Below are 19,454 nucleotides of genomic sequence, written 5' to 3' on the forward strand. Positions count from 1 at the left end.
TTACAGAGAAGACAGTCAGATAAGCTTGGGAGGCTAGCGAATGGAAGAGCAAATGACCTACATGAAAAAGAGATTGCAGGAATTAACCTCGCTTGCGGCAGTTTCCGGTTATGAAGATCCGGTGATCCGGTATGTGACAGATCAGTTGAAGTCGACAGGGGAAGATGTTCAGGTCGACGCGCTCGGCAATGTGACGGTACGCATGAACAAGATTGAAGGCAAAGAGCCGTTCCGTGTCATGATCTTCGCCCATATGGATGAGTTGGGCCTTGTCGTAAACAAGATGGAGGAGGGCGGCTTCCTTCGGGTGGAGCGGCTGGGCGGCATTCCTGAGAAAAGCCTGGCGGGCCAGACCGTAATCGCGGAGGCGAACGGCCGGACATGGCAAGGCATTATCGGGACAAAGGCACATCATGTGACACCTTCAGAGGAGAAGTACCGCGTCCTGCCCGTAAGTGAAGTATTCGCAGACTTCGGGTTCCGGTCGAGGAAAGAAGCGGAAGATGCAGGCTTCGAGGTCGGCATGCCTGTCATGTACGCACGCCAATACTTCGATAACGGCTCACGCGTATTCTCCAATGCGCTCGACAATCGCGTGGGGTGCCTGGCTCTGCTTGAATTGGCAGACCGGGTGAAGGGTAGCGAGCTTCCTTGCGAGCTCTACCTCGTCTTCTCGGTCCAAGAGGAGTTCAATCTGCGCGGCGTGCTGCCGGCAGTGCGCCGCATTAATCCGCATCTGGCGATTACGCTTGACATTACGATTGCTACGGACACGCCGGATCTGAAATCGAAAGGTGATATTGCGCTAGGCGGCGGCCCAAGCATCGGGATGTATACGTTCCATGGCAGAGGCACGCTGGGCGGCTTGATTCCGAATCCGAAGCTGGTCAAACATATTAAGCAAGTGGCTGCCTGCCGCCAAATTCCGCTTCAGCCCGCCGTATTTATGGGCATCTTGACGGACGCCTCGTTCAGCCAGCTGGAAAACGACGGCTTGCCGATGGTCGATCTGGGCTACCCTGCGAGATATACGCATGCGCCGGTGGAATCCGTCGATCTGGACGATGTGAGCAAGCTGATTGAACTGCTGGAGCAATTGGTGCACACGCTTGACGGCAATGTGGACTTCAGCAGGGGATAATGACGCGTCGGCAAGCTCTAATAGAAGGAACTTAATCAACAAGATGAGATAGACACATTCTGGGGAGGATGAACGATATGACATGGTTGAAGGATGTACTCGGTACGGAGAAAGCGGTTATTGCGATGTGCCATTTGATGGCATTGCCCGGAGATCCCTACTTCAATAGCGAAAAAGGGATGGACTACGTCGTAGAGATGGCCAGAAAAGACTTGAAGGCGCTCCAGGACGGCGGGGTAGACGCCGTTATGTTCTCCAACGAATTCAGCTTGCCGTACCTGACGGAAGTGAAGACGGAGACGGTGGCAGCCATGGCCCGTATAGTCGGCGAGTTGAAGCCGGACATTCGAATCCCATTCGGCGTGAACGTACTCTGGGATGCAAAGAAGTCGCTTGATCTGGCAGCGGCAACCGGAGCGCTCTTCATCCGCGAAATCTTCACCGGCGTATATGCCAGCGACTTTGGCCTCTGGAATACGAACGTTGGCGAGACAGTGCGCCATCAGCAGCGAATCGGGGCCGGCAATGTTAAGCTGCTGTTCAACATCGTACCGGAAGCGGCAAAATACGTTGCGGACCGCGATATCGAAAGCGTCGCCAAGTCGACCGTATTCAACAACCGCCCTGACGCCCTGTGCGTGTCCGGCCTGACGGCAGGAGCGCAGACCGATTCGCAAATTTTGAAGAAAGTAAAAGATTCAGTCCCGGAGACGGTCGTGCTTGCCAATACAGGCGTTCGCCGTGAGAATCTGGTTGAGCAATTATCGATTGCCGACGGAGCCGTAGTCGGAACGGCCTTCAAAATAGACGGAAAATTCGAAAATCATGTGGATCAGGCAAGAGTGAAAGCTTTTATGGATGATGTGAAGGCGTTTAGGCAGCGGTAATTCCGCTGCTGGACGTTTTGACATAAAATTTAAATCATCTTTAGGGGGAAGCAATCAATGGTCAAGAAACGTTCGATGTCAGCAGTTGCTATGTTACTTATCTTTTGCATGGTGATCCTCACCGCTTGCGGCGGAAGCAATTCGGGAAGCAACAATGGAAGCGGTGGGACGAACAACGGCGGCAATGAAGGCGGCAAGAAATACAAAATCGCTACCGTTGTTAAACTGACCGGTGTAGCCTGGTTCGATCGGATGGAGGAAGGCGTAAAGGAATTCGGCAAGACGACCGGACACGATACGTTCATGCAAGGTCCTCAGAAAGCGGATGCGGCTCTCCAAGTGCAAATTATCGAAGATTTGATTGCCCAGAAGGTGGATGCGATTACGGTGGTTCCGTTTTCCGCGGAGGCGCTTGAGCCCGTGCTGAAGAAAGCCCGCGACAAAGGCATCGTCGTCATCACGCATGAAGCGGACGGTATGGTGAATACGGACTTCAACATAGAAGCATTCGACAACCTGGAATACGGCGCATTCCTGATGGATAACCTGGCGAAGGCTATGGGCGAGGAAGGCGAATATATGACGACAGTAGGCAGCTTGACAACCAAATCTCACATGCAGTGGGAAGAAGGCGCTTATAACCGTCAGCAGGAAAAATACCCGAATATGAAAGCGGTTGCCCGCCAGCTGGAGACGAATGACGACCAGAAGATTGCCAGCGAGAAGCTGCGCGAGACGTTCAAGGCATTCCCTAATCTAAGGGGCTTCCAAGGCGCATCCGGCAACGATGCGGCTGGCGCGGCGCTGGCGATTGAAGAGTCCGGCCTGATCGGCAAGGTGAACGTGGTCGGCACTAGCGTTCCGTCCGTATCGCAGAAGTATCTGGATAGCGGCGCGATGTCGATGATCGGTTTCTGGGACCCGGCTGAAGCGGCGAAAGCAATGAACTCCCTAGCTGTGAAGGTGCTGGAAGGTAAAGCAGGCGAGATCAAAGAAGGCTACGACCTGGGCGTGCCTGGCTACGAGAAGCTGATTGTGAAGGACGGCAAATATTTGTATGGCGCTGCATGGGTGGGCGTTACGAAAGAAAATGTAACCGATTACGATTTCTAGGAGAGGGTGACCCGAACATGCCTAAAGCCCTGATTGAACTGAACCATATTAATAAATCGTTCGCCGGCGTCCATGCCTTGAAGGATGTGTCGCTGCGGATCGATTATGGCGAAGTCCATTGTTTGGCCGGGGAGAACGGCTGCGGGAAATCCACTCTGATCAAGGTCATGTCCGGCGTTCACGCGCCGGATCATGGCGAGATAAGAATCGATGGAGAACTGCGCAGTCAGCTGAACCCGATTGAAGCGATCAATTCCGGAATTCAAGTGATTTATCAGGATTTCTCAATCTTCCCTAACTTGACGGTAGCCGAAAATATCGCCTTGAACGGCGAGCTTGCCGCGAGGAAAAAATGGATCAATTGGAGCAAGATGCGCGTAGCGGCGCGGCAGGCGCTGGATAAGGTTGGCGTTGACCTGGATCTGAGTGCGAAAGTGGAGCATTTGTCTGTTGCCGACAAGCAGTTGATCGCGATCTCGCGGGCGCTTATGCACGAAGCCAAGCTGATCGTTATGGATGAACCGACCACCGCGCTTACTCAGAAGGAAGTACGCGCTTTATTTCGTGTCATTGAGGGATTGAAGCGGGATGGCATCTCGATTTTGTTCGTAAGCCACAAGCTGGAAGAAGTGTTCGAGCTCTCGGAGCGAATTACGATTATGCGTAATGGAAAAAACGTCATCTCCGAACGCGCGGATCAATTGAACCGCGAGAAGCTGGTCTATTATATGACCGGGCGTCAAATTGACGAAAGCTATTATGAGATCGGAAAGCAATCAGGCATGCCGCTGCTCAGAACAGACAACTTGTCGTTAAAGGGCTGCTTTGAACATATATCGCTTAGCATTCATCCCGGTGAAATTGTGGGCTTAACGGGCTTGCTCGGCTCTGGCAGGACGGAGCTGGCGGAAGCGCTATTCGGTCTGACTCCCGCAACATCGGGAGGGATCTATCGTGACGGTGAGCCCGTCAGCATCCGGTCCGTTCAGGATGCGGAGGCGCACGGAATCGCCTATGTGCCGGAGGACCGGCTGACAGAGGGACTATTCCTGGAGCAATCGATTGAGCGCAACATGGTTGTCAGCGTCATCGACGAGCAGAAGGACAAATGGGGCATGATCGACAGGCGCAAAGTGAAGTCGACTGTTCGGAGCTGGATTGAAAAGCTGGGCATTGTCGCTCATTCGCCGCTCTCTCCGGTGAAGACGCTCTCCGGCGGCAACCAGCAGCGCGTCGTGCTTGCCCGATGGCTTGCAGCGGGACCCAAACTGCTGATTCTCAATGGTCCGTCCGTCGGCGTAGACATTGGCTCGAAGGAAGATATTCATCAGGTCATTCGGGAGCTGGCGGGACAAGGGCTGGGCGTTCTCATGATCTCTGACGATTTACCGGAGCTGCGGCAGAGCTGCAATCGGGTGCTGGTTATGAAGCGCGGACGAATCATCGGGGAAGCGGAAGGCAAGACGTTCACGCAGGATGTATGGTCGCGGCTGCACGACGCTCATGAAGAAGAGGCAGGGGCTGCAGAGCACAGGGGGAACACCGCATGAGAAAATGGACAAAAACAAGCGAGTTTTATGTGGCGGTAATTATACTGGTGCTGTTCGCCGCTATCGGCAGCCAAAACGGCGCTTTCTTCAGCTCTGCGAATATGTTCGATCTGATTCGGAGCAGCATTGTTCCGGGCATCTTCGTGATCTGTACGATGATGGTCATTATATCGGGCGGCATTGATGTGTCATTCCCGGCCATTGCGACGTTCAGCATGTTCTCGGCTACGAAGATCATCTTGCTGCTGGGCTTTGATGTTCCTGTCTACGCGGCATTCCTGCTGGCGGGCATCATCGGGCTAGGCTTGGGTTTGATCAATGGCTTGCTGATTGCTTTCTTCAAGCTGCCTACGCTGATCGTCACCTTAGGCACCTCATCGATGTTCAGCGGCTTCCTGCTTACCTTCGTTGGCAGCCGCCAAATTAGCAATCTGCCAGCACCGCTGGAACAATTCGGTAAGACATCAGTGATCAAATTTACGACGGATGCGGGCATTACGGTCGGCTTGCCGATGTCTGTCCTTATTACAGCAGCTGTCATCATCCTGGTGGCCATTATGATGAAGTATACGATGATTGGCCGCGGCATCTACGCGCTTGGCGGTGATCCGGTATCGGCAGAGCGCATTGGCTTCAATACAAAGTTCCTGCAATGCTTCGTATACGGCTTCGTCGGCTTCCTGGCCGGCATCGCCGGCATGATCCAGACAACGATGATGAGAAGCTCCAATCCGGTCGATCTGCTTGGCACGGAGCTCCTGATCATTGCGGCGGTGGTGCTGGGCGGTGTAAGGATTACGGGCGGCCACGGCACGGTAACGGGGGCATTGCTCGGTTTGCTGTTGATCGTAACGATTCAGAACAGCCTCATTCTGGTCGGCATTCCGTCTTACTGGCAGCGCTTCGTGATCGGCGCGCTTATCCTGATCGGAACAGGCATCGCCGCTTATCAAATTAAACGTTCGTCATCAAACCAATCATCCATCTTGACCTGACGACAGTCTTTAGGAGGTACTTATGACCAATCAAGCTACAAAACGTACGGGACCGGATGCGTCATACGACGATCTGTCGTTCTCCTTGAAGCGTTGGCTATCCTCGGACGGAAACCTGACCCGGCTGTTCGTCATTATGGTCCTGGTATTCATTACGATGACGATTCTTAGTCCGGGCACGTTCTTGACGCTCGACAGCTTCAGCTCTATGGCATTTCAATTTCCTGTCCTCGGCATCCTGTCGCTTGCGATGATGCTGACGATGGTCTCAGGCGGTATCGATCTATCGATTGTCGGCATTGCGAATTTGACATCGATCCTCGCTGCCATGGTCATGGTCCGGCTTGTGCCGGAAGGAGCATCGGCTGGAACAAGCCTGTTGTATATGCTGCTTGGAATCGTATGCGCCCTTATCGTAGGGGGGCTGTGCGGCTTGCTCAACGGATTTGCCGTTGCGAAGATCGGCATTCCGCCGATTCTTGTGACGCTGGGCAGCATGCAGCTGTTCATGGGTCTTGCTATCGTCATTACGAAGGGGCAGGCTGTTGTCGGATTGCCGGAGCAATTCTCCACAATCGGGAATGGCAGTCTTATCGGCATTCCCGTTCCGCTCCTGATATTCACTCTCTGTGTAGTAGCCGCTTATCTCTTGTTGAATCGCCGTCCGTACGGCATGAAGCTGCAGCTGCTCGGCAGTAACCCGACTGCCTCGCGCTATGGAGGCATCAACAATACGGTAGTTCTGTTGAAGACGTATGCATTTAGTGGTCTGCTTGCCTCTATTGCCGGTCTGGTCATGATTGCATTGACCAATTCGGCCAAAGCCGACTATGGAACATCATATATTCTGCAAGCAATTCTTGTCGTAGTGCTTGGCGGCGTCAATCCGAACGGAGGATTCGGCAAGATCGCCGGCGTCGTAATGGCCGTTCTGACGCTTCAATTCCTGTCCAGCGGTCTCAACGCGCTTCATGTGGGCAACTTCTTTAAGGATTTCATTTGGGGAATCGTACTGATTCTTGTGATGGTGATCAATGCAGTTAGTCCGAGGTTGAAGTGGAAGAGGAGATCCGCGAGATCATCAAGCTCGTCTTCATAGTAATACTGTAACAGGATAAGAGCCGGTCCAATTCAGCCATTGCTGAGTGGGATCGGTTTTGCTTTATGCCCAGCAAGTCGGTATTCAATGTACACGAAATGCCATGCCAAGCGTTCTCTGTTAAAATAAGGAGATCACTATTCTGGCATAAGCGCCAGGGTACGAGTGGGGAGGTTATTGCTTTGAGCAAAAAGCAATGGATTGCAAGATGGAGCGAGGATCAGATCATAGATTTGAACCAGGCGCTGGATGCAGTTACGGGCAAGCAAAACTTGCATAAGAAAGGACGCGCTTTTCCATCGTCTCCCTTCGGCTTGACTGATGATGGACGGGAAGATTATCGTGGATTCACGTTGAATACAACGATTCAATATTTGAAGACGGAGCGAATCGATCTGTCATATGCTTTATTTGCAGAGTCGAGCCTGAATACTTCCGAATTTACGAATTGCTGTTTTGACGGGGTAAAGCTGGATGGCAGATATATGACCAGGCAATTCAACGAGTGTTCGTTCCGGGGGGCGAAGCTGAACAATGCCAGACTTGGCGAGCGCTTTGAGGATTGTGATTTTACAGGCTGTAATTTAAGCAAGGCAATAGCGAGTGATGCGACGTTCATCCGATGCCGGTTCGACGATGTGCAATTTCGAGGTGCGATGTTCATGCACTGCCGCTTTGAGGATTGCAGCTTTGAAGGGGCCAAGCTACATCATAGCTCATTCGCTGGAAGCCGGTTCTCGGGCGAAGCCATCAGGCTTCCCGAATGGGGCAATACAATCATTGAAGGTGTCAAGCTCAATGGGGAGGCACTAGGCGGAAATTGAACTTATTCCTTCAAACAGCTGACTGCTATCCGCTTCTGTATGAAAAAACCAGCCTATCTCAGCGTTTGCTGAAATGGGCTGGATTTTGCTGTCCGTCTAAACGTTAGCGATCGATTGCTTTGGCGGCTGTTCTCTTTTGCAGCAAATGCTTACGCCACTTCATGAATAGGAAGATGGTGAGCGCTGCGCCTACGCCGATGGTAATGTACAGCAAGGATTGCTCTACCCATACCAGCACATGCTTCCACTGATCGCCGAAGAGGAAGCCAATGCCGGTGAACAGGATAACCCATATAGCCGCTCCTGTGTAGGCGTAGAGTGCGAATGTGCGGAAAGGCACACGAATGATGCCAGTCGCATAGCCGATAAATTGCCGTACACCCGGCATCAAAAATGAAAAAAGCAGCAGCTTGTTGCCGTGTTTTTCATAAGCTTGCTTGGTCCTCTCCATATGTACCGGCTTCAAGAACAACCGCTCGCCATACCGGTCGATCAGCGGCTGCCCGAACTTGTATCCAATCCAATAGGTAACGGTCATGCCGATAATCGCGCCAGCATACGCCGATGCTACAGCCGGCAGCCAGTGAAGCACGCCTTTATACGCCAGATAACCGGTATACGTCAGCGTTGTGTTGCCCGGCGGAATCGGGAGAGCGATGGCATCCAGCGGCAGACCGATCAACAACACAAGATAGCCGTATTGAGCAAATAATTGTTCGACGATTGCAAGTAGCTTCAACTGCGATAACTCCTTTTGCTTAAATCCGAGTGGCTTATTGTCGTGCGGCATTACTGGGAGCCGCTTCTACTAAAACAGCGTGCCCATGTCTGCCATTGTTAGCATACCTTACAGGCTGCCTGTGTGATAACCGACCCGCGAAGGGACGGAGACTGGTCTTAGGTCTGGGACGGAAACTAGACCTCCACCAATTGTTGGATTGCGGTTATACCTATAGGATTACAGTAGACGTATTTACGGCGTTGTACGCAGGTCAAAAAAAGGAGTCACCGACAGACTGCGGGATAGGAGCACGGGGCAATTGCTAGAGGATATCATCAACTATTTACTGAATTATGGCGCTTGGGCTTATTTATTCACTCATTCGCAGATGCGGTGATCTTCCCGATTCCCGCTTTGTTTACACAAGTATCATTAAGCTTGCTTGATCCGTCCAATGCGCTGTGGCTGGCGACGATCGGATTCATCGGATGTTTGCTGGGCACACCGCTGGGCTATTGGATTGGAAAAGGGCTAGGGCATTCGGTCATGAACAGGATGCTGAAAAAATCATGGGTCGATGCCGCCAGCAACTTGATTCAGAGAAACGGAGAAGCTGCGATTCTGCTCGGCTCCTTTACGCCGATTCCTTTTAAAGTGTTTACAATCTTGTCCGGCTGTCTGAATTTCCCGTTATGGCGATTGATGGCTTATGCAGCTATAGGGCGTGCGGCCAAGTTCTACATTGTAGGCACATTGTTCTATCTCTACGGCCGGTCCGCCGAAGGAATGGTCAAGGATGTATCGTTATATTTGTTGATAGGAATTGTTCCTATCGTGCTCATTATTATCTATATTCGGAAGCGTAAAAAAAGAAAAGCGAAGCAAGTGGAACTTGCGCAAGAAGGACAACAAGAGCAGCTTGGGCAGGAGATCGGTTCCTAAGCCTGAAGAACAGCTCTCCTCCGTCTGAGGTCGGAGGGCAAAACAATACCTTAGCCTGTTAAGGGATCATCATGGATGGGCTATAATGACCATATTGATAGAATAAGAGCAATTCAGTATCGGAATGAAGACGGCGCCCGGCTCCAAGATGCGTCCGCGTTGGCAGCGTCTCATCTCACATTAGGAGGACGAATAATCATGAAACAAGAGAAAATATTGATTTTGTCCGGGACGCTGGGCGACGGGCATATGCAAGCGGCAAAAGCGATTGTAGAGGCATCGGAAATCTGCAAACCCGGCATGTCGGTTAAGGTCATCGATCTGATGGAATGGATTCATCCCCGGATGCATGTCATTGAACGTTATTGCTTTCTGCAAGGCGTGAAGCATCTTCCTTCGCTCTACGGATTCCTGTATCAAAAAACACGTGAGGCCAATCCGCTCACCGGATGGCTTAAGAAATTCCGCCAATCCAGTCTGCACCGGCTTCTGGAGTTGATCCAGCAGGAGCAGCCGACCGTGCTTGTCAGCACGTTCCCGCCAGCGTCCGCCGCGCTTTCTTTGATGAAAGAAAAAAGGTTGACATCCTTGACCGCTGTGACGATCATTACGGATCACTCGGATCACAGTTACTGGATTCATCCTTATACGGACTTGTATTTGGTCGGTTCGCAAGAGGTTGGCGAAGCGCTGCTGAAAAAGGATGTTCCGCTGCACAAAATCGTAGTAACGGGCATTCCGGTTCGTCCGTCCTACCATAAGTCCAGCTGCAAGAAGCAGCTGCGCGAGAAGCTGGGTCTGAATCCTGATGCTTTTGTCGTCATGGTCATGGGCGGAGGCTTCGGGATGATTAAGGGGAGCTTTATCGAGCAACTAAAATCCAATAAATTCCCATCTCATGTGCAGTTTGTGTTCGTATGCGGCCGGAATGTGAAGCTGCTGCATCGGATGAGCGAAGCGCTGCATGGGCGCGATAACGTCTTACTGAAAGGCTATATCGACGGCATCCAGGATTGGATGGCTTGTGCGGACGTGCTCATTACAAAGCCGGGCGGCCTTACAACTTCCGAAGCGCAGGCGCTCCAGCTGCCAATGATGCTATTCGAATCGACGCTTGGCCAGGAGCAAGATAATGCCAATTATTTGACTCGCAAGGGCGTTGCGGTATGGTGTCAGGATGATCGTCTTCCGGAGCAGCTTCAGCAATTGATGAACAATCCTGCATTGCTGCAAACGATGAGAGAGAAGGCGGGAAAAAGCAGGCAGCAGCATGCTGCAATGCTCGCTGTCAGGCAGATTATGAGCCTGTCTGCGCCTGCTATGAAGTATGGGTATGTCTGATGCTTTGATCAACATAGGGAAGATCAGCAATTAGTGAGCTGTGTGATGCACCAAACCTTCTGGATTGACGCGGTTCCATATTTCATCTACGGTCTGCTCAGGTGTCAGTTTAGACGTATCCAGCCAAAGCCCCAGCTTGGGCGTGTCCTCTTGAAGGAGACGATTCAATCCTGCTACGGTCCAGATGCCGTAGCCTTTTTTGCCTCGCTGCGCTTCTCTTCGGGCAAGCTCTTCTTCATCCGGCGCCAGCACGATCAGGTAGACCGGACGGCTCTTGATGCGGGAGATAAATGTCACGAGCGCAGGTCCAACGATGACGTCCTGGACGACAACGGCAAATCCCGCCTCGTAATAGACATCAGCGGCTGACGCTGTCAGACGATACCTCAGGTCAAGCTGCCTGAGCGCCTCATCCGACGGTTCGGGAAGCATCTCCTCCCGGCCCTTCACAATCATTCTTCTAAAGGTATCTCCGCGCAAATGAACGGCTCGTTCCAGACGGCGGGCCAGGAGCTCGGCTACGGTCGACTTTCCGCTTGCCATGGCTCCTGTAACGATATAAATGCCCCTTTCCATATCTGTATCCTCCTTCATTCCATGATTACGGCCCTGGTGGGATTACCGCTCACATTCTTATTTTCTATTGTACAATACATCCAGTAAAAGGAAGTGCCAAACAGAATTGGGGACATCTGATGGGATGCCTTCTTTTCAGGCTGCCCGCGGCATGAGAAGTTCTTTAAATCTTCATAGTTTTGTGATTGGATGCTGAACAATGACCAAAAAAATCCACTACAATGAGAGTGGTGCTATCATAGTGTGATTAAAGCTGCGCCACGCCCGTTTCTGTTACATACATCACTTCTGAGCATAGGAGCAGGAAACAATGAAAAAATGCCCGTTCTCGGCTATATCAAGCCAACTGATGGGGAATAAGAAGCCGTTCGAGCTGCCGGAATGGCAGGAGACGGAAGTGCTGAGGACGGCGACAATTGATATTGACGATCCGGTTATTCTGAAGCAGCTAGAAATGATTGAATTAACATTGGATGACATTCGGCTGGCCCAGTCGTTACAAACCTTGATTGCCAAGCATATCGATACGATTGTAGCTGCGTTCTATCGTACGATTACGAATGTGGATCAGTTGAAAAAAATTATTGTGGAGAATAGCACAATCGAGCGTCTTCAATTGACGCTGAAAGCTCATTTGATTGAGATGTTCAGCGGTCATATTGACGAGGATTTCCTGATGAAAAGGCAGCGCGTTGCCAGTGTTCACTACCGGATTGGACTGGAGCCGAAGTGGTATATGGGCGCTTTTCAAAACTTGCAGGATACGCTCCTGAATTTGGTCTATCGTCATATCGAGGATCGGGACGAGCTTATGCGCATAAGCACGGTTATTACGAAAATTCTTAATTTCGAGCAGCAAATTGTGCTGGAAGCTTATGAGAAAGAAAATTTGCGTCAAAGAGGGCTCCAGTATGAGCGGGTTAAAGCGGAATTAAAGCATAAAATTACGATTGTGAGCGAGGATATGACAGTCATTGCGGAGCAGACAAGGACATCCGTACAGCATCTGATTGCCAGCAGCAGCGAAGTGAACGGTTCCGTCCAGCGCGGGGCGGAGGCGTCTAGACTTACGCAGGCGCTTGCAGCGGAAGGCCAATCCAAGCTTACGGGATTGGAGAATCGCATCGCATCCATACTGCAGCGGACAAGCTCGATAGAAGATGTGGTGAAGCAATTGAACCATTCTGTGCAGGATATCGGTCATGTCGTAAATCTGGTACAGGATATTGCGGTACAGACGAATCTGCTGGCGCTCAACTCCGCGATTGAAGCGGCACGGGCGGGTGAGCACGGACGGGGATTTGCGGTTGTCGCCCAAGAAGTGCGCAAGCTGTCGGATCAGACGAAGCAATCCGTCAGCCAGATCCATACATACATCATGCAAACCCGTGATTATTCGGAGAAAGTGGCGGCTTCAATCGCTGACGTTCACCGCATCGTGCAGGAGAGCAAATCGGAATCCGAAGCGACTGAGGTTTCTTTTCAGCATATTGTACAGTCCATGTCGAGCAGTCTCGACAATGTTGAGATGGTTGAGAAGGGGATGCAGGCGCTAGTGCAGTCGATTGAAGAGATTGGACAGGCTACCGATAAGGTAGTCAATTCGGCGGAATCCCTGCATCAAGCGGCACAGCTGGCGTAAGTGCGGGTTGGGTCATTGGATAGATGTGTTATCAATAAGTTCAATCGCAAGAAGCTGCTTCCACAGAGCTTCTTTTTGCTGATCAGAAATATTGGATTAAAGTCAAGGATTGGTGGGACGCTATACACGTACATTTTGGGGAGAAATAGAGCGAAAGGAGTATGAAAACTTTGCTGAAATTTTTATTGAAATGGCTTGTAAATGGAGCCATTGTGGTAGCGTTGCTGCTTTATTATTCCGAAGCGTCGTTTTGGGGAGCGGTATTGGCTGCAACAGGACTAACGGTAATGGCTTATGTCATAGGCGATCAGCTGCTGCTTCGCTTAACCAATAACCTATTCGCTACGATTGCAGATTTTCTGTTAGCTGCTGTCTATCTTTATGTGATATCCGACATGTTCAATTGGACGTTAAGCATGGGTGAAATTGTGACCATCTCGTTGATTCTTGGATTGGCTGAATGGTTCTTTCATCGTTACGTGTTTAATGAGGAGCTTGAGGTTCCTGCCTAACTATCCGCAAAAAAGGAGCGTTGTATGTGTATTATTACAAAGAGGAATTGATTAATATTATTGAACCGGATCAGCCAGATCCGGCAGCAGCCAAAGTGTTGCAGGAAGCATTAGGCGGACAGTTCGGCGAGATGCGCACCATGATGCAGTATTTTTTCCAAAGCTCGAACTTTCGAGGCAAAGAAAAGCAGTTCCGTGATTTGTTAAGAGGTGTATTTCTGGAAGAAATCGCTCATGTGGAGCTGGTCCAAAACACGATTAATCAGCTGTTAAACGGCGCAGGTGATTCTGCTCCCGGAAATGCTGGCGTAGATGGCGCACCTATCGATGAGGCAATCAAGCACGCCAACCCGCATCACTTTATTATGGGTGCGCAAAGCTCGCTGCCTGTCGACGCAGGCGGGAATCCATGGAACGGGTCATGGGTGTACAGTCACGGGAATTTGATTAGCGATATGCTGAACAATGTTGTGCTTGAATCAACCGGTGTTCTTCAGAAGACAAGGATTTATGAGATGAGCTCTAACAAAACATTCCGTGAAACGCTTGGTTTTCTAATTGTAAGAGATAATGCGCATCAGAATGCATTCGCCAAAGCGCTGGAAACGCTAGGAGTGGAGTGGGGGAAATTGTTCCCGATTCCGAATTACGATATTAATAAATATCCGGAATGTCGGAAGTACGTTGATTTGGGTTATCATAATGTTCAATTCAACTTCCGACTGGATCAGACTCGCATAGCTGAAGTTTTGCGAGGCCAATCGCCTAGCCGCAATGGCGGGGAGTATACGGTAACTGAGCCGCCTGCGGGATTCCCTGTGCCGCAAATGCCGGAAATGCCCAATGAGCATAGCCCCGGATTAGTGGATATGTACCGATAGTTGATAGAAGACGAAACCCGTTGCCCAGTGGCAACGGGTTTTTGTCATGATCAATCAAAATTGACACATGAACCAAAAACCATTACGATAAAATTAGTACTAGGTACTAAAAAGTTCTGATCAGTGTGGATCAGAGGAGGTACAGGAAGATGCAAGGACTAATGAATGGAAAGACCATTGTTGTGATGGGTGTGGCGAATAATCGCAGCTTGGCTTGGGGTGTGGCAAAGGCATTGCATACGCAAGGCGCCAAGCTCATCTTCACGTATAGGAAGGAACGCTCCTTCTTGAAGCTGCAGGAGCTGCTGCAGGAGAACGGAATAGAGCCGCTTATGTGCGTATCTTGCGATGCGAATGATGATCCCAGCATCGAGGGCGCGTTCAGGGAAATAAAAGAGAAGACCGGGGTTATTCACGGGCTTGTTCATTCCATCGCCTTTGCGGACAAGGAGGACTTGAAGGGCGGCTACATTGCTACGACGCGAGAGGGCTATACGCTGGCCCAGCATTCGAGTTCTTATTCGCTGGTTGCAATAGCAAGAGCGGCAAGTCCAATCATGACTGAAGGCGGAAGCATCGTTACCCAATCCTATATCGGCGCTGAGCGCGTCGTCAAAAACTATAACGTTATGGGTGTCGCCAAAGCGGCGCTGGAAGCCAGCGTCAGATATTTGGCGGAGGATCTGGGGAAACTCGGAATTCGGGTCAATACGATATCGGCTGGGCCAATTCGCACCTTGTCTGCGAAGGGCGTATCCGGCTTCAACGACATTATGACAACGATCGAGGAGAAAGCGCCGCTTAGACGCAATGTCGACCAGGACGAAGTGGGGGACGCGACGCTGTTCCTGCTTAGCGATCTCGCGCGCGGCATTACCGGAGAAGTGCTACATGTCGATGCAGGCTATCACATTATGGGGATGTAGCGCGAGCTGCCTCCCTTTTTTTATGTAGCTTATTGCGATGCAGATTAGGAGGCAGTGCGGGAGATGTGAACGCATTATTTTGAGAGTCTAACCATTGAGCTGCAGTTTATTGAGGTTGCTTTTGAAGTAGTTGTATCCAGAATTTGCAATCATAGCTACAGCAGTTACCATTAGCATGTAATCGATCGGAACATTGGTGAGATAGGAAAACGGGTAATTGCCTAACAAGACAGCGGTAATGGCAGCCACCTCGGGGCCGATTACATAAGCTTCCGGCATGTGCATGGCATCACCCTTTCTGTTGGCGGCAAGTCGAACAAACGCCTGCAATACAATGCTTTTGTTAGAGGAGAATGGCTGTGAAAGAAGTAGATATTGCCGCAATTAGAGCGGGTCAAGCAGGTCTGGCTGTCGGCTATGAGCTGGTGCGGGCGAATCGGGACGTGCTTCTACTTGATCAAAGCAGCTTCATCGGCGAAAGCTGGAAAAATCGCTATGATTCGCTGGTATTTCATTATTACCAATCGAGGTGAGTTGGCCGCCAATCAAGTCGTTGTTACGACCGGACCGTTCCAGCAGCCGTTCCTTCCTGAATTTCATAATGGGTTATTTCCCGATATTGAACAGCTGTACAAATCGGCGTATAGAAACCCGGATCAATTGTTCGGCAAAAAGATTCTTGTGGTAGGAGCAGGCAATTCCGGCGCTCAGATTGCGCTTGAGCTAGCCAGAACGAAGCATGTCTTCTTGTCAGCTTCTCATGATTCGGTATTTCCCTAGGCGCGTTCTGGGGCGAAGTATGTTCTGGTGGTACGATATGTTGGGCTTGCTGGGCAAGGGACCGGATAGCCGAAGGCTTATGGCGCAGAAGGACCATCTGTATGGCTATGAGCTGAGGAATGCGATCGAGCGCGGCAATCTGGAGCTTCTTCCCCGGACGACAGGGGCGGAGGGGAGGAGGGTTAAAGTAGAGGTAGGCAGGATCGTCGAACCCGATACTATCGACTGGATTTCGATCCGACTACAGCTGGATCAGCATACCCAAGGCGTTTAGCGCTGGAGGAGTCATTACTCAAGACCGTGGCGTGAGCCCTGTTACAGGTCTCTATTATGCCGGCGCCTTGGCAAAGCTCCCGCGGTTCGACCCTCATCGGCTGGGTTGGCCGCGACGCGAAATATATTGTGGAACGGGTTTGCAAGGTGGAACGGAAGGTTTGGGTGGGGGAAAGGCTAGAGGTTAGTCTATACCAATAATTACTATATGATCCCGTAGCACTGATTAGGTGCTACGGGTGTTTTATTTCTCAGGATCTCAGAACAGGACTGATGCAGATCGCGCATTTTATATGACATTTTTGCCGCTCTCATCAATTGGTATGAACGGCATAAGTCATGTCTTAGTTGGTATCTGATTTGACATCTCCCTGCGATATTCCGTCGGAGACATCCCGTTCCATTTTCGAAATTGCTTGGTAAAGAAGAGCGGATCGTTATAGCCAACAGAGGAAGCAACTTGAGCGATGGTCAGATCGCCTTCCAGCAGCTTCTCTGCCTTTTTCATCCTCACTTTGAACAAATATTGCATAGGCGACATGCCTGTTGCCTCTTTGAACAGCCTTGTCAGATGCGAACGATGGTAGCTTAGCGTTCGTGCAATGCCTTCTATGGTCAGCGGATGTGCATACTGCAGCGTCATGAGACGAATCGCCTGATCAATACGACGATAAGGCAGTGGATGGCTCCGCTCTTCTTGCTCCCGTTCTGCTCCCTGTTCTGAACCGCTTTCTGCCCACAACGTTTTGCCCAGCGCATGTAAAATAAGCCGCAGCCACCCCGATGCCTCAAGGTTGCCGAGTGCCGACCGCTGATTGCCCTCCAAGGCGGCACGCAATCTCTTGAAATGACGTTGCATCCTTGATTGTCGACATCCTCGAATGACCGCATGATCCGGCGTTATCCCTACTTCCGAGAGAGCTAATTCAACGAGCTCCCCCGAGAAGCCAATCCATATGTACTTCCAAGGACGCTCCATGCTCGCCTGATATTTCACAAGAATATCGGGGAAGATGACAAAGGCATCGCCAGCCCCTAACTTATGTGTCTCTCCCAGCGTCTCGAATGTTCCTTCTCCGTCCAATACAACATGGATTAAATAATAGTCATGAACAGCCGGTCCTATGTAGTGGCCCTCTCGCGGTTCTCCCTCTCCGCTGAATAAAAGGGACATTTCTCCCTTTAACGGAGCCTCGTTAATTGTATTGGAGTGTTGGTAATGTGTGGCATCCAATGTTCATTCCCCCGTGCATTGTTTCTCTTCATTGTAGCTAATCATGCAACATTACTCCATACTATGTCTTCTTCCTTCCATATGAATCAACGGTTTCAGAACTTATACTGAAAGTGTTATGAGGAGTACAGGAAATCACTATTAGCCATATGAGGAGGACGTATAACCATGTCCAAAATTACTTTTATCGGAGCGGGAAGTACCGTGTTTGCCAAAAACGTGCTCGGTGACGTAATGCTGACACCAGCTCTGCAAGGGTTTGAGATCGCACTGTTTGAAATTGATGCCGAGCGACTGCGTGATTCCGAGATGATGCTGCTTAATATGAAGAAGAACTGCGGCAGCACATGCAGCATTAAGTCTTATTCCGACCGCAAAGAAGCGCTTAGAGACGCCAAGTATGTCGTTAACGCCATTCAAGTCGGCGGATATGATCCTTGTACCATTACGGACTTCGAAATTCCGAAGAAGTATGGCTTACGCCAAACGATCGCCGACACGGTGGGCATCGGCGGGATATTCCGCAATTTGCGTACAATTCCGGTCATGCTTGATTTTGCACGCGATATGAATGAGGTGTGTCCGGATGCCTTGTTCCTCAACTACACGAATCCAATGGCCGTGCTCACGAATGTTTTGAATACGTATGGCGGTGTGAATACAGTTGGTCTATGCCATAGCGTTCAAGTATGCGTACCAGGCATTCTTCATGACCTTGGCATGGAGGACCAAGATGTAAAGTGGAAAATCGCAGGCATCAACCATATGGCTTGGCTGCTTGAAGTGAGCAGAGACGGCGTCGATTTGTACCCGGATATTAAACGCCGTGCAGCAGAGAAGCAGAAGGAAAAGCATCATGATATGGTCCGCTACGAAATGATGCTTAAGTTCGGCTACTATATTACAGAGTCTTCCGAGCACAATGCCGAGTATCATCCATACTTCATTAAGAAGAGCTATCCAGAGCTGATCGACCGCTTCAACATTCCGCTGGACGAATATCCGCGCCGCTGTATCAACCAAATTCAGCATTGGGCTGAGATGCGCGAATCGCTCGTTCACGACAAGAATCTGGAGCATGTGCGCACGCATGAGTATGCATCTTATATTTTTGAAGCGATGGAGAGGGATGTTCCATTCAAAATCGGCGGCAATGTCATGAATACGGGCCTTATTACCAATCTGCCGAAGGAAGCTTGCGTAGAGGTGCCATGTCTGGTTGACCGCAACGGCGTAACGCCAACTTATGTAGGCAATCTGCCACCGCAATGTGCTGCTTTGAACCGAACGAACATTAATACACAGTTGCTTACGATTGAAGCTGCAATTACAGGCAAGCGCGAGCACATTTATCATGCAGCAATGCTTGATCCCCATACGTCAGCTGAACTGTCACTGGATGATATTGTGGCCATGTGTGACGATCTTATTGAAGCACATGGCGATTGGCTGCCTAAGTATAAATAAGGAGTTTACGGAAGAAGAACCTTCTGAAATCGTTAAGAGTGAACTGACCCCGTAAGAAGGACACTTTGGAAAAAGTGACTTTTTGCGGGTTGTTTTGTGTTTTGTTGGCTGCAGGTATTTTCTCCTGATAGAAAAGCGAGAAAAAGAATCTGAAGGTGGGTGATTCATCAAACAGTATAAATATATGTATATTTCAAATGGTCTTCCTGAAATATGTTAAGCTAATTGACCCATGATTATAACTATTCATATTTTTAATGGTAAGCGCTAAATGAATTAGTACATCTCAATAGCTCTGGCTTCATTTTAAAGAAATTCGATTATGGTTATGATGTTAACGGGAACATCAATAAAAGAGTAGAGTTTGTTGACGAAGGTGTAACAGAGTCGTTCACTTTTGCCTACGACCATATGAATTGAATATTGACTTCTTCAATATTTAATGAGACTTATACGTAAGATGGAAGAACCATTCGAGCTTCATTTAGCCACAGATAGCTTTCTAAATATGCTGTCAAGCAATGCGAATTATTAATATGCTTCCTTCAAC

20 protein-coding genes and 1 pseudogene are annotated in these 19,454 nt (G+C 50.1%); 17 read left to right on the forward strand and 4 right to left on the reverse strand.

Going from position 1 to position 19,454, the window contains the following annotated elements:
• Positions 1-40: 40 nt before the first annotated feature.
• The 7 genes from ACFVSO_RS15495 (at position 41) to ACFVSO_RS15525 (ending at position 7,609) form a co-directional block, all read left to right on the forward strand.
• Positions 41-1,141 (forward strand): M42 family metallopeptidase, encoded by a 1,101-nt coding sequence (locus tag ACFVSO_RS15495; protein WP_387475032.1) that lies wholly within the window; start codon positions 41-43, stop codon positions 1,139-1,141.
• Positions 1,142-1,218: 77 nt separating this feature from the next.
• Positions 1,219-2,028, forward strand: a complete 810-nt coding sequence (locus ACFVSO_RS15500) for a BtpA/SgcQ family protein (protein WP_387475034.1) — start codon at positions 1,219-1,221, stop codon at positions 2,026-2,028.
• Between the two features lie 57 nt (positions 2,029-2,085).
• On the forward strand, positions 2,086-3,141 hold the full coding sequence (locus ACFVSO_RS15505) for an autoinducer 2 ABC transporter substrate-binding protein (protein WP_387475036.1): 1,056 nt from the start codon (positions 2,086-2,088) through the stop codon (positions 3,139-3,141).
• Between the two features lie 17 nt (positions 3,142-3,158).
• On the forward strand, positions 3,159-4,691 hold the full coding sequence (locus ACFVSO_RS15510) for a sugar ABC transporter ATP-binding protein (RefSeq protein ID WP_387475038.1): 1,533 nt from the start codon (positions 3,159-3,161) through the stop codon (positions 4,689-4,691).
• Entirely contained in the window at positions 4,688-5,686 is a 999-nt protein-coding gene (locus ACFVSO_RS15515; protein WP_387475040.1) for an ABC transporter permease, read from the forward strand. Before ACFVSO_RS15510 ends, ACFVSO_RS15515 begins: the two co-directional genes overlap by 4 nt.
• Before the next feature lie 22 nt (positions 5,687-5,708).
• Entirely contained in the window at positions 5,709-6,785 is a 1,077-nt protein-coding gene (locus tag ACFVSO_RS15520; RefSeq protein ID WP_387475042.1) for an ABC transporter permease, read from the forward strand.
• 182 nt (positions 6,786-6,967) lie between these two features.
• On the forward strand, positions 6,968-7,609 hold the full coding sequence (locus tag ACFVSO_RS15525) for a pentapeptide repeat-containing protein (RefSeq protein WP_387475044.1): 642 nt from the start codon (positions 6,968-6,970) through the stop codon (positions 7,607-7,609).
• 103 nt (positions 7,610-7,712) lie between these two features.
• Here ACFVSO_RS15525 and ACFVSO_RS15530 read toward each other — a convergent pair whose 3' ends face one another.
• On the reverse strand, positions 7,713-8,348 hold the full coding sequence (locus ACFVSO_RS15530; RefSeq protein WP_387475046.1) for a DedA family protein: 636 nt from the start codon (positions 8,346-8,348) through the stop codon (positions 7,713-7,715).
• 301 nt (positions 8,349-8,649) lie between these two features.
• Between ACFVSO_RS15530 and ACFVSO_RS15535 the strand changes: the two are divergent.
• Positions 8,650-9,272, forward strand: a pseudogene (locus ACFVSO_RS15535) (YqaA family protein).
• A gap of 198 nt (positions 9,273-9,470) precedes the next feature.
• Entirely contained in the window at positions 9,471-10,613 is a 1,143-nt protein-coding gene (locus tag ACFVSO_RS15540; RefSeq protein WP_387475048.1) for an MGDG synthase family glycosyltransferase, read from the forward strand.
• Between the two features lie 30 nt (positions 10,614-10,643).
• On the opposite strand, the gene ACFVSO_RS15545 is transcribed toward ACFVSO_RS15540, so the two are convergent.
• Positions 10,644-11,189 (reverse strand): AAA family ATPase, encoded by a 546-nt coding sequence (locus tag ACFVSO_RS15545; RefSeq protein ID WP_387475050.1) that lies wholly within the window; start codon positions 11,187-11,189, stop codon positions 10,644-10,646.
• 310 nt (positions 11,190-11,499) lie between these two features.
• Here ACFVSO_RS15545 and ACFVSO_RS15550 point away from each other — a divergent pair, with 310 nt between their 5' ends.
• From ACFVSO_RS15550 to fabI, 4 genes are all read left to right on the forward strand, one after another.
• Positions 11,500-12,831 carry a protoglobin domain-containing protein gene (locus tag ACFVSO_RS15550; RefSeq protein ID WP_387475052.1) on the forward strand — a complete coding sequence of 444 codons (1,332 nt, stop codon included), beginning with the start codon at positions 11,500-11,502 and terminating at the stop codon, positions 12,829-12,831.
• 170 nt (positions 12,832-13,001) lie between these two features.
• On the forward strand, positions 13,002-13,343 hold the full coding sequence (locus tag ACFVSO_RS15555) for a DUF2512 family protein (RefSeq protein ID WP_387475054.1): 342 nt from the start codon (positions 13,002-13,004) through the stop codon (positions 13,341-13,343).
• 26 nt (positions 13,344-13,369) lie between these two features.
• Positions 13,370-14,224, forward strand: coding sequence for a manganese catalase family protein (locus tag ACFVSO_RS15560; RefSeq protein ID WP_387475056.1), 855 nt, complete (start codon positions 13,370-13,372; stop codon positions 14,222-14,224).
• A 149-nt stretch (positions 14,225-14,373) separates the two neighbouring features.
• Positions 14,374-15,150, forward strand: a complete 777-nt coding sequence (gene fabI, locus ACFVSO_RS15565; RefSeq protein WP_387475058.1) for an enoyl-ACP reductase FabI — start codon at positions 14,374-14,376, stop codon at positions 15,148-15,150.
• An 87-nt stretch (positions 15,151-15,237) separates the two neighbouring features.
• Here the strand turns inward: fabI and ACFVSO_RS15570 are convergent, their stop codons facing one another.
• The gene (locus tag ACFVSO_RS15570) at positions 15,238-15,429 is read right to left on the reverse strand and encodes a hypothetical protein (protein WP_387475060.1); all 192 of its coding nucleotides are present in this window, start codon (positions 15,427-15,429) and stop codon (positions 15,238-15,240) included.
• 80 nt (positions 15,430-15,509) lie between these two features.
• On the opposite strand from ACFVSO_RS15570, the gene ACFVSO_RS15575 reads away from it, so the two are divergent.
• Genes ACFVSO_RS15575 through ACFVSO_RS15585 form a run of 3 tightly spaced genes read left to right on the forward strand, consistent with a single transcriptional unit; the run spans position 15,510 to position 16,204 of the window.
• Entirely contained in the window at positions 15,510-15,683 is a 174-nt protein-coding gene (locus ACFVSO_RS15575) for a hypothetical protein (RefSeq protein ID WP_387475062.1), read from the forward strand.
• Positions 15,646-15,930: an NAD(P)-binding domain-containing protein gene (locus ACFVSO_RS15580; protein ID WP_387475064.1), complete on the forward strand. Its 285-nt coding sequence runs from the start codon at positions 15,646-15,648 to the stop codon at positions 15,928-15,930. The genes ACFVSO_RS15575 and ACFVSO_RS15580 overlap by 38 nt, the downstream gene beginning before the upstream one ends.
• 37 nt (positions 15,931-15,967) lie before the next feature.
• Positions 15,968-16,204, forward strand: coding sequence for a hypothetical protein (locus ACFVSO_RS15585; protein WP_387475066.1), 237 nt, complete (start codon positions 15,968-15,970; stop codon positions 16,202-16,204).
• Positions 16,205-16,540: 336 nt separating this feature from the next.
• Here ACFVSO_RS15585 and ACFVSO_RS15590 read toward each other — a convergent pair whose 3' ends face one another.
• Positions 16,541-17,437, reverse strand: coding sequence for an AraC family transcriptional regulator (locus ACFVSO_RS15590; protein ID WP_387475068.1), 897 nt, complete (start codon positions 17,435-17,437; stop codon positions 16,541-16,543).
• Positions 17,438-17,605: 168 nt separating this feature from the next.
• Between ACFVSO_RS15590 and melA the strand changes: the two genes are divergently transcribed.
• Complete coding sequence (gene melA, locus ACFVSO_RS15595) at positions 17,606-18,904, forward strand: alpha-glucosidase/alpha-galactosidase (protein WP_387475070.1); 1,299 nt, start codon at positions 17,606-17,608, stop codon at positions 18,902-18,904.
• The last annotated feature ends 550 nt before the right edge of the window (positions 18,905-19,454 follow it).

Source organism: Paenibacillus sp. NPDC057967 (assembly GCF_042887015.1).
GTDB lineage: Bacteria > Bacillota > Bacilli > Paenibacillales > Paenibacillaceae > Pristimantibacillus.